At 74.4% G+C, this 13,655-nt stretch carries 17 protein-coding genes and 1 pseudogene; 7 read left to right on the top strand and 11 right to left on the bottom strand.

From position 1 onward, the window contains the following. Nucleotides 1–8: 8 nt before the first annotated feature. Nucleotides 9–1,040 carry an SDR family oxidoreductase gene (locus tag QQY24_RS03685; protein ID WP_301971215.1) on the bottom strand — a complete coding sequence of 344 codons (1,032 nt, stop codon included), beginning with the start codon at nt 1,038–1,040 and terminating at the stop codon, nt 9–11. A 320-nt stretch (nt 1,041–1,360) separates the two neighbouring features. Further along, a complete protein-coding gene (locus tag QQY24_RS03680) occupies nt 1,361–2,017 on the bottom strand; it encodes an HAD family hydrolase (RefSeq protein WP_301971214.1) in 657 nt (218 codons plus the stop codon). Between the two features lie 246 nt (nt 2,018–2,263). Here QQY24_RS03680 and QQY24_RS03675 point away from each other — a divergent pair, with 246 nt between their 5' ends. Genes QQY24_RS03675 through QQY24_RS03665 form a run of 3 tightly spaced genes read left to right on the top strand, consistent with a single transcriptional unit; the run spans nt 2,264 to nt 4,396 of the window. Then, nucleotides 2,264–3,082, top strand: a complete 819-nt coding sequence (locus QQY24_RS03675) for an SDR family oxidoreductase (RefSeq protein WP_301971213.1) — start codon at nt 2,264–2,266, stop codon at nt 3,080–3,082. A 7-nt stretch (nt 3,083–3,089) separates the two neighbouring features. After that, nucleotides 3,090–4,154, top strand: coding sequence for a DNA topoisomerase IB (locus tag QQY24_RS03670; protein WP_301971212.1), 1,065 nt, complete (start codon nt 3,090–3,092; stop codon nt 4,152–4,154). Further along, nucleotides 4,151–4,396 carry a hypothetical protein gene (locus tag QQY24_RS03665; protein WP_301971211.1) on the top strand — a complete coding sequence of 82 codons (246 nt, stop codon included), beginning with the start codon at nt 4,151–4,153 and terminating at the stop codon, nt 4,394–4,396. Before QQY24_RS03670 ends, QQY24_RS03665 begins: the two co-directional genes overlap by 4 nt. A gap of 9 nt (nt 4,397–4,405) precedes the next feature. Here QQY24_RS03665 and QQY24_RS03660 read toward each other — a convergent pair whose 3' ends face one another. From QQY24_RS03660 to QQY24_RS03640, 5 genes and pseudogenes are all read right to left on the bottom strand, one after another. Continuing rightward, nucleotides 4,406–5,632, bottom strand: coding sequence for a family 16 glycosylhydrolase (locus tag QQY24_RS03660; protein ID WP_301976132.1), 1,227 nt, complete (start codon nt 5,630–5,632; stop codon nt 4,406–4,408). A gap of 109 nt (nt 5,633–5,741) precedes the next feature. Next, nucleotides 5,742–6,299: a VanZ family protein gene (locus QQY24_RS03655; protein ID WP_301971210.1), complete on the bottom strand. Its 558-nt coding sequence runs from the start codon at nt 6,297–6,299 to the stop codon at nt 5,742–5,744. Between the two features lie 250 nt (nt 6,300–6,549). Beyond that, nucleotides 6,550–7,212, bottom strand: coding sequence for a DUF4230 domain-containing protein (locus QQY24_RS03650; RefSeq protein WP_301971209.1), 663 nt, complete (start codon nt 7,210–7,212; stop codon nt 6,550–6,552). A gap of 99 nt (nt 7,213–7,311) precedes the next feature. Then, nucleotides 7,312–7,692: an anti-sigma factor antagonist gene (locus tag QQY24_RS03645; RefSeq protein WP_301971208.1), complete on the bottom strand. Its 381-nt coding sequence runs from the start codon at nt 7,690–7,692 to the stop codon at nt 7,312–7,314. Between the two features lie 135 nt (nt 7,693–7,827). Continuing rightward, nucleotides 7,828–8,277, bottom strand: a pseudogene (locus QQY24_RS03640) (zinc-binding dehydrogenase); the annotation flags it as partial. Between the two features lie 526 nt (nt 8,278–8,803). On the opposite strand from QQY24_RS03640, the gene QQY24_RS03635 reads away from it, so the two are divergent. Further along, nucleotides 8,804–8,998 (top strand): hypothetical protein, encoded by a 195-nt coding sequence (locus tag QQY24_RS03635; RefSeq protein WP_301971207.1) that lies wholly within the window; start codon nt 8,804–8,806, stop codon nt 8,996–8,998. A gap of 18 nt (nt 8,999–9,016) precedes the next feature. On the opposite strand, the gene QQY24_RS03630 is transcribed toward QQY24_RS03635, so the two are convergent. Together QQY24_RS03630 and QQY24_RS03625 are read right to left on the bottom strand one after the other, a co-directional pair. Continuing rightward, nucleotides 9,017–9,580 (bottom strand): TetR/AcrR family transcriptional regulator, encoded by a 564-nt coding sequence (locus QQY24_RS03630; RefSeq protein WP_301971206.1) that lies wholly within the window; start codon nt 9,578–9,580, stop codon nt 9,017–9,019. Continuing rightward, a complete protein-coding gene (locus QQY24_RS03625; protein WP_301976131.1) occupies nt 9,577–9,939 on the bottom strand; it encodes a DUF1304 domain-containing protein in 363 nt (120 codons plus the stop codon). Before QQY24_RS03625 ends, QQY24_RS03630 begins: the two co-directional genes overlap by 4 nt. A 149-nt stretch (nt 9,940–10,088) precedes the next feature. Here QQY24_RS03625 and QQY24_RS03620 point away from each other — a divergent pair, with 149 nt between their 5' ends. Continuing rightward, entirely contained in the window at nt 10,089–10,481 is a 393-nt protein-coding gene (locus tag QQY24_RS03620) for a VOC family protein (RefSeq protein ID WP_301971205.1), read from the top strand. Nucleotides 10,482–10,572: 91 nt separating this feature from the next. Here the strand turns inward: QQY24_RS03620 and QQY24_RS03615 are convergent, their stop codons facing one another. Then, nucleotides 10,573–10,884 (bottom strand): DUF4235 domain-containing protein, encoded by a 312-nt coding sequence (locus QQY24_RS03615; protein WP_301971204.1) that lies wholly within the window; start codon nt 10,882–10,884, stop codon nt 10,573–10,575. 302 nt (nt 10,885–11,186) lie between these two features. Here QQY24_RS03615 and QQY24_RS03610 point away from each other — a divergent pair, with 302 nt between their 5' ends. Then, complete coding sequence (locus QQY24_RS03610) at nt 11,187–12,413, top strand: cation diffusion facilitator family transporter (protein ID WP_367657975.1); 1,227 nt, start codon at nt 11,187–11,189, stop codon at nt 12,411–12,413. Nucleotides 12,414–12,504: 91 nt separating this feature from the next. Here the strand turns inward: QQY24_RS03610 and QQY24_RS03605 are convergent, their stop codons facing one another. Beyond that, complete coding sequence (locus QQY24_RS03605) at nt 12,505–12,954, bottom strand: nitroreductase family deazaflavin-dependent oxidoreductase (RefSeq protein WP_301971203.1); 450 nt, start codon at nt 12,952–12,954, stop codon at nt 12,505–12,507. Nucleotides 12,955–13,176: 222 nt separating this feature from the next. Between QQY24_RS03605 and QQY24_RS03600 the strand changes: the two genes are divergently transcribed. After that, complete coding sequence (locus QQY24_RS03600; RefSeq protein ID WP_301971202.1) at nt 13,177–13,620, top strand: nuclear transport factor 2 family protein; 444 nt, start codon at nt 13,177–13,179, stop codon at nt 13,618–13,620. The last annotated feature ends 35 nt before the right edge of the window (nt 13,621–13,655 follow it).

Raw genomic sequence — 13,655 nt, 5'->3', positions numbered from 1 at the left:
CGGCCGGATCAGCCGACCTTGTGTCCCTGCAGCGGCGCCGTCTCCATGCCGCCGCCCTTCTGCAGTCCGTCCAGGAACTCGCGCAGCACCTCGTCCGCCGTGTACCGGGGCCGCCAGCCCAGCTCGGTGCGGGCCCGGCTCCAGTCCATCAGCGGCAGGCGCAGGACCGCGTCGAACAGGTGCGGGGACGCCGGCAACAGGTGCAGTCCCCAGGCCGCGGCGATCGCCGAACGGACCGCCGTGCGCGGCAGCCGGACCGGGCGGGCGCCGAGCATCTCCGCGAGCATCGCGGCGTCGACCGGCGGCTCGGCGGCGAGGTTGTACGCGCCCCGGGCGGAGTCCGAGTGCACCGCGAGCCGGTAGGCCTCGGCCGCGTCGTCCGTGTGCAGCGCCTGCAGCCGGAGCCCGGGGACGTCCGGCAGGAACGGCAACAGCTCGGGCCGGGCCAGCGGACCGGGCAGGAAGCGTCCGCCGAAGATCCGGCGCTGCTCGCTCGCCGACTGCCACTTGAACAGGAACGCCGGACGCATCCGCACCACCCGCACCTCGGGGTGGTCGCGCTCGAAGACGTCGAGGGTGCGCTCCAGATAGGCCTTCTCCCGGCAGTACGCGGCGTCCGGCCAGCCGTGCGTCGGCCACGACTCGTCCACGGGGCGGTCCTTGGGCCCCGGGGAGTAGGCGCCCACCGACGAGGCGTGCACCAGCACCGGCACCCGGGCCGCGGCCACCGCCTCGTACACCCGGATGCTGCCCAGGACGTTGGTCCGCCAGGTGGTCGCCGGATCGTGCGTCGGCTGGAACGCCCAGGCCAGGTGGATCACGGCGTCGGCGCCCTCGAACAGCTCGGCCGGGCCGGCCGTCCCGGACGCCAGGTCCACCGCCGACCACTGCGTCTTCGGCGGGGACCACTCGGGCGTCCGCCGTGCCAGACCGTGCACCGACGCGATCCGGGGGTCCTCCGAGAGCAGGCGGACCACGCTCGTGCCCACGTTCCCGGTGGCGCCCGTCACGACCACCCTGCTGCCCGCTGGTGTGTTCACCTTCGGCTCCTCTCGGCGGGGGGCTCGGCCGACCGCCCGGGTACCCGGGCGGTCGGCCCGCACACGGCGGCGGTGGGAAACGGGGACAGGGAAAGAGCCCCGGCCGTGACGGGGGAATCACGGCCGGGGCGGTCCGGGTGCGGGCGCGGACGGCGGTCGCCCCGCGGCGGGGACTCCACAGGGCTTCAGCCGGACGATCGTCCCCGTGGGCCGTGGGTGGGGCCCGGACACCGTCCCGTCCACACCCACGGTTCGTTCAACGGCCAACCACCCCGGGCCGTTCCGGCTCCTCCTGTGACTCGGGACACCCGGGCGGCGGGTCAGCCCAGCGGGCTGTCCGCCAGCCGGGCCAGCAGGTCGGCGGGGTCGGCGTACACCTCATGCGCCCCCGCCTCCGTCAGGTCCGCCCGCGGGATCCCGCCGCACAGCAGGCCCACGCAGCGCACCCCCGCCTTGCCGCCCGCCCGCATGTCCCACACGGTGTCCCCGACGAACACCGCCCGGGAGGCGGGCACGCCGGCCAGCTCCAGGGCGTGCTCCACCGGCTCCGCGGCCGGCTTGCCCTCCTGCACGTCGTCCGAACTGGCGGTGCCGGTGATGGCGTCGTCCGCGTCGATCGCCCGGCGCAGCGCGCCCAGTTCGCCGCCGCTCGCGGAGGTGGCGAGGACGACCGCCCAGCCCTCGCGGTGCAGCCGCCGCAGCAGCTCCCCGGCCCCGGGCAGGGCGGGCAGCCGGTCGAAGTACTGCCCGTACAGCGCCTTGTGCGCGGCGCTCAGCTCGGCGTCCTGCGACGGGTCGCGGTCCTCCCCGAGCAGGTGGGCGATCAGATCCGTGGAGCCGAGTCCCACCGCCCGGTGCACCGCGTGCATCGGCACCCGGTGGCCCGCCTGCCGGAAGGCCTCCCACCAGGTGACGACGTGCAGGTGATTGGTGTCGACGAGGGTCCCGTCGACGTCGAAGACGGCGGCGCGGTCCATGCGGGGGTCCTTTCTCTCGCTGCGGACCGGGTACCACCCCACGCCCGCGTCACGCGTGACGGTGCCCGGCCCGGCGCAGGCCGCGCCCCGGCTCGCGCGGGCGGGTCCGGGACCTGCCCGGTCAGGGCCCCGCGCACGGCCCGCGGGCTCCTCGGACCGTCCCCTCCCGCGGTTCCCGGGCCCGGTTTGCCCGTGTCGGCACCGGGTACTGCGATGTCCCACCGTCCCACCGTGAGGAGGTCCGCGATGCCCGATTCCGCTTCCGTTCCCGCCGGGCGGCCGAGGGCGGCCGTGGTCACCGGCGCCGACTCCGGCATCGGCCGCGCCACCGCCGTACGCCTGGCCCGGGAGGGCCTGGACGTCGGCATCACCTGGCACAGCGACCGCGAGGGCGCCGAACGGACGGCGGAGGAGATCCGCGCGACCGGCCGCCGGACCGCGCTCGCGCGGCTGGACCTGACCCGGCTGCCCGAGGCGGCGGACGCCGTGGACGAGCTGTGCGCGGCCCTGGGCCGGGTCGACGTGCTGGTCAACAACGCCGGCACGGGCACCATGACCCCGTTCCTCGACCTCGGTCTGGAGGATGTGCGGAAGGTGCTCGACGTGGACCTCGTCGGCCCGTTCCTGTGCGGGCAGCGCGCGGCGCGGCACATGATCCGGCAGGGCGACGGCGGCCGGATCGTCAACGTCACCTCCGTCCACGAGCACCAGCCCCGCGTCGGTGCCGCCCCCTACTGCGCGGCCAAGGGCGGCCTCGGCCTGCTCACCCAGGTCATGGCCCTGGAACTCGCCGAGCACGGCATCACGGTGAACGCGGTCGCGCCGGGGGAGATCGCCACCCCGATGACCGGCCAGGAGGACACCGACGTGCACACCGAGCGCCGTCCCGGCGTCCCCCTCGGCCGCCCCGGTGACGCCCGCGAGGTCGCCGCCGTCATCGCCTTCCTCGCGGGCCCGGACGCCTCCTACGTCACCGGTGCCTCCTGGAGCGTCGACGGCGGCATGCTCCGCATGGGCCCGCAGGCCGGCTCGCACCTGACGAGCGACGACTGGCGCCGTCCGTGAGGCGCCGGTGAGGCTGCGCACGAGTTCCTGCGACGGCCCCGGCTACAAGCGCATCCGCTGCGGCCGGGGCTTCCGGTACGCCGACGCCACCGGCGAACCCCTCACCGATTCCGGGCAGCTGGCCCGGATCCGGTCCCTGACCATCCCGCCCGCCTGGCGCGACGTGTGGATCTGCCCCTGGCCCAACGGCCACCTGCAGGCCGTCGGCACCGACGACGCCGGCCGCCGCCAGTACCTGTACCACGAGCAGTTCCGGACGGAGCAGGACCGGGCCAAGCACGAACACGTGCGGCAGGTCGCGCGGGCCCTGCCCGAGCTGCGGGCCAAGGTCGCCACCGACCTGGCGGGGCGCGGGCTGAGCCGCGCGCGGGTCACCGCCTGCGCGGTGCGCCTGCTCGACCTCGGGTTCTTCCGCATCGGCAGCGACCGGCACACCCGCAACAGCGAGACCTACGGCCTGACGACGATGCTGCGCGAGCACGTCAGCTGCGGCCGGGGCGAGATCACGTTCAACTTCCCCGCCAAGGGCGGCGTCGAGATGGTGCGGGCCCTGGTCGACGACCAGGTGAACACCGTGGCGCGGGCCCTGCTGCGCCGTCCGCGCGGCGGCGACCGCTTCCTGGTCTTCCACGAGCGCGGCGCCTGGCACGACCTGCACGGCGACGACCTGAACGAGGCGCTGCGCCGGCTGTCCGGCACGGACGTCACGGCGAAGGACTTCCGCACCTGGCACGCCACGGTGCTCGCCGCCGTGGCCGTCGCCGTCACCCACGGGACGGCCCGGGCCACCGAGGCCTCCCGGCGCCGGCAGATCAGCCGCGCGGTCCGCGAGGTCAGCCACTACCTCGGCAACACCCCCGCGGTGTGCCGGGCCTCCTACATCGACCCGCAGGTCTTCGAGCTGTTCGAGCAGGACGTCACCGTCGCCCCCGCGCTCACCCGGCTGGGCGAACACGGGGACTTCGGGCGTCCGGCCACGCAGGGAGCCGTCGAGGCGGCGGTGCTCGACCTCCTCGACGGCTCCTGCGGACGAGCCGCCGGAGCGGCCCGCGTTCTACCCTCGAAGGCATGACCGAACAAGCAGCTCCCCACATCCCGCACCCGCGGATCCTGGTGCTGGGGGTGATGCCGGGCAAGCCGGGCCGCCCGCCCTTCCGGATCATGGAGATCGACGGTCAGGTGGTCGGCGAGGCCAGGACCGTCACCGACGTGCTGGAGGCCGCCGCGTCCTTCGGGATCACCGTCCACGACCTGGACGACCCGGACGTGGTCCGCTGGGTGGGCGGTGACAAGTTCACCTGGACGCTGCACTGAACCGGTGGCTCAGCCCACCGTCCACTTCTGGGCCGCGGTGCCGTTGCACGTCCAGATCTGCAGCCGGGTGCCGTTGGCCGAGTTGGCCGAGGGCACGTCGAGGCACTTGTTCGCCTGCGGGTTGACGATGTCGTGCGCGGCCGAGACGGCCCACTTCTGGTTGGGGCCGCCCGTGCAGTCCCACAGCTGGACGGTCGAGCCGTCCGCGGTGCCGTTGCCGGTGACGTCCAGGCACTTGCCGAGCGCCCGGATCGTGCCGTCGGAGCCGACCGTCCACTGCTGGGCGGCGCTGCCGTTGCAGTCGTAGAGCTGGACCGGCGTGCCGTTGGCCGAGCTGGCCGAGGCCACGTCCACGCACTTGCCCGCCAGGCCCGTGATCGGGACGCCGGCCGCGGTGCTGCTCGTGGTCACCGACACGGAGTCCACCACCAGCTGCGCCGGGAAGGCCGTGGAGGCGTCCGGGTCGCCCGGCCAGTAGCCGCCGACCGCGAGGTTCAGGATCAGGAAGAACGGCTTGTTGAACGCCCAGGTGTTGCCGCCCACGTCCGCGGGCGTGCGCCGCTGGTAGACCGTGCCGTCCACCGACCAGGTGATGGAGTCGGGGGCCCAGTCGACGGCGAAGGTGTGGAAGGCGTCCGCGAAGACCTGGCCGTTGGGCAGGGTGTAGGGCGCGCCGATGCCGGCCGAGCCGGAGTAGCCCGGTCCGTGGATGGTGCCGTGCACGGTCGAGGGTTCGAAGCCGACGTTCTCCATCACGTCGATCTCGCCCGAGTTCGGCCAGCCGACCTGGCCGATGTCGTTGCCGAGCATCCAGAAGGCGGGCCACATGCCCTGGCCGCGCGGGATCTTCATCCGGGCCTCGACGTGGCCGTACTGGGCGGCGAACTTGCCGGAGGTGTTCAGCCGGGCCGAGGTGTACTGGCAGCTGCCGTACCAGCACTGGTAACCGGCCGGGTTCTCCTTGCGGGCCGTGATCACCAGGTGGCCCTGGCCGTCCAGGGCCGCGTTCTTCGTGCCCGAGGTGTAGTACTGCCGCTCGTGGTTGTTGACGTTGTCGCCGGTCTCCGTCGTCCACTTCGAGGAGTCGACCGCGGAACCCGCGGGACCGTCGAAGGTGTCCGAGAAGGTGGTGGCGGTGGCGACGGCCGGGGTGGCGGTGTGCGCCTGGGCCGGGCCGACGGCGACCGAACCGACCAGCGCGGCCGACAGGGCGGCGAACAGACATCTGCGGAGCAGGCGGGGGAGGCCATGACTCTCCGTTTCACGTGGGGGGAGTGACGCCTCTTGATTTAAGGAGTGAGATAAGGAAGGCGTCAATACCTTGGTACGGACCTCTGCGTGACGGTCACTCAGCTGCCGGCCGCCGTACGCGCGCGTGCACGGCCCGTCCGAGCCGCCGTCCCAGGAGCAGCCAGCCGATCAGCGCCCCGGTGGTGTTGAGGATGACGTCGTCGATGTCGAAGGCCCGCCCGGTGACCAGCGCGCCCTGCGCCATCTCGACCATCAGCATCACGAGGGCCGTGAGCAGCAGCACCCGCAGCACGCGCCGGGCGCGCGGGGCGAGCACCGGCACCAGGACGCCGAACGGGACGCCGAGCAGCACGTTGCCGCCGATCTGCTTGACCGCGTCGCGCACCGGGGCGTGGTCCACGTAGGCCCGCAGGGAGCGTCCGGGGTGCAGGTTGCTGTGGGTCAGGGACACCGACGCCGGGGACGGCTGCAGGGTGATCCGGGCGAGGACGACGGCGAAGGCCACCATGAAGACGAAGGCGCACAGCATCGCCAGCACCCGCCACGGCAGCGCGAGCACGTGGTGTTCCCGCTCCAGGGGCGGTTCCCCGGCGGGCTGCCGCTTCCTCGGGGCACGCAGCGCCGCGGGCAGGCGTAGGGCGGTCCGGTCCATGCGATCCTCCAGTCGTCGGCGTCCCCGCGTCCAGGCGGTTACCCGGAGGGCCGCCGAGGATGCCGTCGCCCCGGGGCCCGGCGCACCGGTGGTCCCCCTTCCCGCCAGGGCCGCGAACGGGCCGCGAAGGGGCCGCGAACGGGACGGCCGGGCGCGACGGCCCCCGCCGGGCGCGACGGCCCCCGCCCGGAAGTCGCGGCAGGCCGGGCGGGGGCCGTGGGGGAGCGGTCGGGACCGCGGTGGCCGGGTCTCAGGACCCGTAGGAGACGTGCACCTCCTTGAAGCCGAGGGAGCGCAGCAGCCCCCGGAGCATGCCGGTGGTGTTCGTCTCGGCCCGCGTGGTCAGTCCGCTGCTCCGCGCGGCCTGGCCGATGTGCCGCACCGCGAGCTTCTGCACCGCCTGCTCGCTGTTCGGGTTGTCCGAGAACACGTCGCCGAGCCGGTCCAGCAGACCGCGCTGCTTGGACACGGCGTAGGAGTGGTCGGGGTCCAGGGCCGGCCGGCCGAGGCGCGCGTGCGGCAGCCGGAGGGTGGCCGACGTGCGGTCACCGTCGACCCGCACGTCGTCGCGGCCGATCCGGCCGAGGTCGACGTAGGCGTCCACGGTGCCCGCGCCGACGTAGAGGGTGCGGGTGCCGCGGATCGCGTCCGGCAGGAACCTGGCGTCCTTCTCCAGGTCCACGACGACCTGGAAGTTGCCGGACGCGGCGTCGTAACGGCTCATTTCCTGGATGGACTTCAGGAGTGCGGGCCCGGAGCGGTCGTGGGTCTCGGTGCCGAACAGGTCCTTGACGCCCGGGAGCACGGCCAGCCGGATCCCCGCGAACAGCACCATGAGCACCACCACCAACGCGGCGATCACCTTGGCCCAGCCGGGCACGTGCCGGGGCGGGCGCCTGACCGAAGTCGTCATGGGAGGGTCCTCCTTCCTGCTCTCCGGATGCCCGCCACCGGGCGTGCCAGACCGAAGAGTTGGCCGAAAGGCACCGAGGTCCCCGCTCGCCGGCCGGCCTCACGGCAAGCCGGACGCGGCCTCCGACCGGGTGAGGGCCGCATCCAGCGTGGGCTCGGGGGTCAGCAGCCGGGTCAGCCCGGTGACCCGGAAGACGCGCAGGGTCAGCGGATGGGCGCACACCAGGTGCAACCGCCCGCCCCGCTCCAGCACCCGGCCGCGGGCCCGGTGGATGAGGCGCACTCCGGAGCAGTCGAAGAACTCGACCCGCCGCAGGTCGATGACCGCGCGCAGGCCCGGCCGGTCGGTGATCCGGTCCAGCGCGGGCTGGACCTCGGCCGCCGCGGCGATGTCGATCTCGCCGCGGAACTCCAGCACCGTGTGGCCGCGGTACTCGTGCACCCGAAGGTGCCGGTCGGACGGTGCGGGTCCCTGTCCCATGACGGCTTTACCTCCCACCCCGCGCCCCGGCATCGGTTCACGCTCGTCAAGTTACCCTCGATGGAGTGAATTTGAGCATGTTCGATTGACATATGTCTTCGCGGTGCCTGCGACGCCCACCAGATTTCGCCGGACTCAGTCCACCAGCAGCCCCAGCCTGCCCGTCGTGCGCCCGGTGCCGCCCCGTTCACGGGCCTCGGCGGCATCCGCCGGCGGGAAGGTCCCGGCGATCGTGGTACGCAGCCCGCCCGACTCCACCGGGTCCGCCACCGCCCGCATCCCGGAGCGGTCGGTGTCCACCGGCACCCGCACCGCGCGCACCCCCGGCCGCGCCGCCTCGTCGGGGAAGTCCCGGGAGCCGCCCGGCGGGACCGACACCACGACCCCGCCCGGCCGCAGGGTCCGCACGGACCTCTCGCCGCCCGGCGTGTCCAGCACCACGTCGACGTCCCGCACCGCCCCGGTGACGTCGACGGACCGGTAGTCGACCGGCTCGTCCACGCCGGTCCCCCGCAGGAAGCCGTGCTTGCCCGCGCTCGCCGTGCCGATCACGTGGGCGCCGCGCGCCTTGGCGGCCCGCTGTACGTCCTGGTGAAGGGGCCGTGCGGACAGGGCCCCGCGCCCTGCGGCCGGCCTCCGGGGCGGCCGGCCGGGCCCTGGAGTACGACGGGGAGATCTTCGGGTGCGGCGGACCCGACGAGTGGAGCACGTCCGACGGCGGGGACACACCGGAGGAGGGGCTGGGGCTCCACTTCGACACGACCCAGCCGGCCCGGCGACGGCTACCGCGCGGAGCGCACGGAGGCGGACCGGGTGCTGTACTCCTTCGGCGTCGGCGGCCGGACCAAGGCCGCCGTCGTCGCCAAGGACCAGGAGGGGCGCCCCGGCCGGGGCCCGGAGACCGACGCCTCCTGCGACCCCGCCGAACTGCCCGCCCGGTACGCCGCCGCCCCGGGGCGGCAGGTGTGGACGGACGGGCACGGCGGGCGGGTGCCGGTGAGCCGGCTCCGCAGCGGGGGCCGGCGCGGAGCACTGCGGCGGGGAGAGCGCCTCCTTCCCGGTACCGGACGAGGGCGCGGGCACCCGGCAGTACGCCCGCGACCCGGAGGGGGTGCTCACCGGCGACGGTCTGCTCATCGGCCGGTACGACGGCGACACCCGCATGCCCGCCGGCGCCCGCGACACCGGGTACCACTACCGCCACTGGCGGCTGTGGCTCACCGCCGACCGGGCGAGCGTCTACGTCCGCACGCCCGACGGGGTCGAGGAGCGGCCCCGGGTGCGGGAGGGCGCCGGCCGCGACTGAACCGCCACCGGCCGACCGTCACCGGCTGCGGTGCAGCGCGACGAGCAACTGCCAGACCTGGTCCGCCGCTTCCCGCGGCGTCGCCCGAAGCAGTCCGTGCAGCCAGTCGGCGAGGACCCCCGCGAAGGTCGCGGCCACGGCCGAGGCGACCAGCGGGGCGTCCGCCGCACCCGCCAGTTCGCGCTCGGCCAGGCTGCGCGCCCGCAGGTCCCGGTGCAGCACCCGGCCCAGCGGGCCGCCGCCGCCCGGCGCGAGCAGCGAGCGGTACAGGCCCGCGTGCGGGGTGAGGCCCAGGAAGAACTCCCGCAGCGCGGACGGGGCGTTGACCGGGTCGGGCCGCCCCCGCCAGGCGTGCAGCGCGTCCACCGCCTGCCGTACGACGTCCGCGCACGCGTCGACCGCCAGCGCCTCCAGGTCGTCGTAGTGCACGTAGAACGTGGCCCGGCCCACCCCGGCCCGGCGCACCAGGGCGGCCACGCCCACCTCCGCCAGCGGGCGCTCGGCGCACTCGTCGAGCAGGGCGGCGCGCAACCGGGCACGGGTGCGCGCCGCCCGCGGGTCCTCCTGGGGCGCCCGGGTCATCGGGCGACGAGCACCGCGGCCAGTGCGAGCGCTCCGGGCAGAGCCTGGGCGAACAGGATGCGCCGGTTGGCCGTGACGGCGCCGAACACACCCGCCACCACCACGCACACCAGGAAGAACACCCGCGCCCCGAATCCGGTCGGTCCGGCCGCCGCCAGCCCCCACACCAGGCCCGCCGCCAGGAAGCCGTTGTACAGGCCCTGGTTGGCGGCCAGCGGTGCGGTCGCCCGGGCCGTCCCGGGATCCAGGCCGTGCAGTCCGCGCCCCGGAGCGCGCTGCCACAGGAACATCTCCAGCACCAGGAAGTACACGTGCAGCACGGCCACCAGGCCGACCAGCATCTTCGCCGCGATCTCCACGATCGGCACCCTCTTTCTTGGACAGGTGCCCAGGATAACAGGACACCTGTCCAAGAAAGGAGGCGCCGAGTGAAACCGGTGGGCGGGGTATCCGCAGGGGAAGGACGGCAAGAGGGCGTCCCAGGACAAGAGGACATCCAGGAGGAGACATGCCCCTCGTCACCGCGGGCGTCGTGGTGCTGGACTGCGTCGAGCCCGAGAAACTCGCCCAGTTCTACAAGGAGTTGCTGGAAGGCCGGCAGACCGAGGCGTCCGCCAACCTCGTGGAGGTCAGGGGTGCCGACGGCATCCGGATCGCCTGCCGCCGGGACACGGCCGCGACCCCCCCGAGCTGGCCGCGCCCCGAGAACTCCCTGCAGGCGCACCTGGACTTCCTGGTCGAGGACCTGGACGAGGCCGAACGCCGGGTGGTGGCGCTCGGCGGCCGGCCGCTGCAGACGCGGGACGCCCACGGCCCCTACGAGGAGCGCGGCTACGCCGACCCGGCCGGCCACTCCTTCACCCTGCGCCTGGTCCAGCCCACGGCCCCGAAGCAGGGCTGAGGCCCCGGAACAGGGCCGAGGACAGGGCGCGGGGGTGTCTTCCGGGCCGGACTGGTGGTCCGGCCCGGAAGACACCCCCCTGACGCCCGAATCAGTCCCGGCCGCCCTTGTCGGTGGTCGGCCACACACCGGTGGACCGGGCGATGGCCTTCGCCCCGGTGCGGTCCACGGCGCTGCGCACCACCGCGAAGATGGCGCCCTGGACCGCCGCGGCCAGCAGGATCTCGCCCCAGCCGCGGTCCGGGTCCAGCGCGTCGGGGGCGTCCTCCTCGTGCCGCACGATCTTCCACGCCTTGCGGAAGGCCATTCCCGCCAGCGCGCCGCCCGCCCAGCTGAGCACGAAACCGACCGGCTTGTACGCCAGGGGCAGCGCCTGTTTCCTCTTGCTCTTGTTCTTCGCCATGTGTGACTCCTTCCTCGTCATCCGGCCCTCATGCGAGGCCTCCTTCGGGCGCCACTCGTTCGCCCTGCGGCACCGGCCCGGGCGGTGGCGCGGGGCGGTGTGCCGTTCGGCGGGGTCCGGGCCGAGCGGGAGGACGCCGGTGGGGTCGGCGGCGCTGCCCCGGCGGCCGGGAGGCGGGCGCCTCCAGCCGCCGGAGACCGCAGTGCGCGCCTGCGCGCAGCGGGGCGCCCGCGCCGGACGCGTTCACCGTTTCCCGCCGCCGGCACGGTGTGATCCGCGTGGGCGCGGGCAGTCGCCGAGAGGTGAGCGGTACATCCTCGGAACGGGAGAGGGCCGCACGGACGGCCGAGGACAGGACCGGAGAGGCGAGCACGTCTGCGCCGCCGGTCGGCGGACACGACACCGGGAGGACGAACACGGCCACGCGCGAACCGACCACCGAACCGACCGCCGGGGCACGGGACCGGACCGCCGACGGCGCTCCCCGGACGTCGCCGAAGGGCGCCGTCCCGCACGATCCGGACCCGCGGGCACCCGGCGCCGCCCCGGCGGAGCGTGCCGCGAGCCGGCCGGAGGACTCCCAGGCCGACCGGCACACCCGCGTCACCGTGCTCGTCGCCCTCGCCGCGAACCTGGTGATCGCCGTGGCCAAGGCCGTCGGCGGCGTGCTCGCGGGCTCGCCCGCACTGCTGTCGGAGGCCGCGCACTCGGTCGCCGACAGCCTCAACGAGGTCTTCCTGCTGGCCGCCCTGCGCCGCAGCCGCCGCCCCGCCGACCGGCGGCACCCCTTCGGCTACGGCAAGGAACGGTTCTTCTGGTCCCTCCTCGCGGCCGTCGGGATCTTCGTCATGGGCGGCTGCTTCTCCTTCTACCAGGGCGTCGAGGCCCTGCGCAGCGGCGCCGACGAGGAGTTCAGCGGCTACGTGGTGGGCCTGGCGGTGCTGGGCGTGGCACTGGTCGCCGAAGCCCTGTCGCTGCTGCGGGCGCTGCACCAGGTGCGCCGGCAGGGCGGCGGCCTCAGCGGACTGCGCGACCCCGCGCTGCGCACGGTGGTCGCCGAGGACGGCACGGCGGTGCTCGGCGTCACCCTGGCCCTCATCGGCATGGCCCTGCACCTGGTGACCGGACAGGTCGTGTGGGAGGCCTCCGCCTCGCTGGCGATCGGCCTGCTGCTGGTGTACGTCGCCTACCGGCTCGGCCGTGACGCCCGCGACCAGCTCATCGGGGAGGCCGCCGACCCCGAGCTGAGCGGCCGGATCCAGGCGCTGCTGGAGGCCCAGCCGGAGATCGACAGCGTGGAGGCGCTGTTCACCATGCAGATGGGCCTCGACTCCACGATGGTGGCCGCCCGCATCGACCTCGTCCCCGGCCTGGACAGCGAGCGCGTCGAGGAGGTCGCCGTACGCATCAAGCGCTCGCTCGCCCACATGTTTCCGGCCACCGACCAGATCTTCCTCGACATCACCGACCGGCCGGCGGGCGAGGCAGGAAGAAACCCCGCCGCTACGGGGGAGCGCGGCGGGGCCTGACGCACCGTTGCCCGCCGGGGAGCCGGTTCATGCGCCCGCGCACGGGCATTTCCGGAAGGAACCGCTCCCCGGCCGGAACCGCGCGCGGGATTCAGTCCCCGTCGCGGGGTTCCAGGACGAACACCGGGATCTCCCGGGAGGTCTTCTCCTGGTACTCCGCGTACGGCGGGAACGCGGCCACGGCACGCTCCCACCACTCGGCCTTCTCCGCCCCGGTGACCTCACGGGCCGTCATGTCCCGCTTCACCGGCCCGTCCTGCAGCTCGACGTGCGGGTCGGCCAGGACGTTGAAGTACCACACCGGGTGCTTGGGCGCGCCCCCGAGCGAGGCCACCGCGGCGTACCTGCCCTCGTGCTCGACCCGCATCAGCGGGGTCTTGCGCAGCTTGCCGCTGCGGGCGCCGCGGGTGGTCAGGAGGATGACCGGCAGCCCGGTGTCCCGCAACGTCGTGCCCTCGGTCCCGCCGGACCTCTCGTACAACTCGACCTGCTCGCGCACCCACTGGGTCGGGCTGGGCTCGTACTCGCCCTCAAGCGGCATGGAATTCCGTCCCCTTCATCGGTCCAACGGCTCATCACGGTCACCTGCAACCCCCTTCAACACCGGCGGCCGCCCGAATCATCCGCACCGCGGGCACGTTCCCCGGGGGAGTGATTACCGCGCGCGTCACCGTGCCGTCCGCGGCGGCTGCGGCACAGTGGTGGGCGCGGTGACCGCCGCGCACCCGCCGCACCCGGCCGCTGGAAGGGGGCAGGACCGTTCGTGTACGTCGACTGCACCACCCCGACCCGTTCCGTCGTGGAGGAACTGCTGCGCCGGATCGGCCAGGGCGATCCGGCGCGGATCGCCGAGCTCTACGCGGAGCGCGGCGACTGGCGGCTGAGCTGGCCGCAGGACGAGCACGGCCGCGCCGACACCCCGTGGATCCGGCACCGCCGCACCCGCGCCGACGCCGCCGCGCACTACCGGGCACTGGCCGCCCACCACGTCCCGGAGGAAGCGGACACCGCGGTCGAACGCATCCTGGTCGACGGCGAGGACGCGGTCGTCCTCGGCGTCGTCCGGCAGACGGCCGCGCCGACCGGCCGCTCCTACGCGGCCCGGTTCGCCCTGCACCTCACGGTCCGCGACGGCCTGGTCGTACGCCACCACGTGTACGAGGACAGCCTCGCCGTGGCCCGGGCCTTCGCGCCGGACACCCCGTGAGCCCGCCCCACGGGCACCGCACCCGGTGCGGACCG

The organism is Streptomyces sp. TG1A-8 (genome assembly GCF_030499535.1).
In the GTDB taxonomy this organism is placed as follows: domain Bacteria; phylum Actinomycetota; class Actinomycetes; order Streptomycetales; family Streptomycetaceae; genus Streptomyces.
This window is presented reverse-complemented; position numbering and strand designations above follow the sequence as displayed.

Coding starts and splice junctions, on each gene's coding strand:
- QQY24_RS03680 (WP_301971214.1), bottom strand. CDS start 2,017: ATGGACCGCGCCGCCGTCTTCGACGTCGACGGGACCCTCGTCGACACC.
- QQY24_RS03675 (WP_301971213.1), top strand. CDS start 2,264: ATGCCCGATTCCGCTTCCGTTCCCGCCGGGCGGCCGAGGGCGGCCGTG.
- QQY24_RS03665 (WP_301971211.1), top strand. CDS start 4,151: ATGACCGAACAAGCAGCTCCCCACATCCCGCACCCGCGGATCCTGGTG.
- QQY24_RS03655 (WP_301971210.1), bottom strand. CDS start 6,299: ATGGACCGGACCGCCCTACGCCTGCCCGCGGCGCTGCGTGCCCCGAGG.
- QQY24_RS03650 (WP_301971209.1), bottom strand. CDS start 7,212: ATGACGACTTCGGTCAGGCGCCCGCCCCGGCACGTGCCCGGCTGGGCC.
- QQY24_RS03645 (WP_301971208.1), bottom strand. CDS start 7,692: ATGGGACAGGGACCCGCACCGTCCGACCGGCACCTTCGGGTGCACGAG.
- QQY24_RS03630 (WP_301971206.1), bottom strand. CDS start 9,580: ATGACCCGGGCGCCCCAGGAGGACCCGCGGGCGGCGCGCACCCGTGCC.
- QQY24_RS03620 (WP_301971205.1), top strand. CDS start 10,089: ATGCCCCTCGTCACCGCGGGCGTCGTGGTGCTGGACTGCGTCGAGCCC.
- QQY24_RS03615 (WP_301971204.1), bottom strand. CDS start 10,884: ATGGCGAAGAACAAGAGCAAGAGGAAACAGGCGCTGCCCCTGGCGTAC.
- QQY24_RS03605 (WP_301971203.1), bottom strand. CDS start 12,954: ATGCCGCTTGAGGGCGAGTACGAGCCCAGCCCGACCCAGTGGGTGCGC.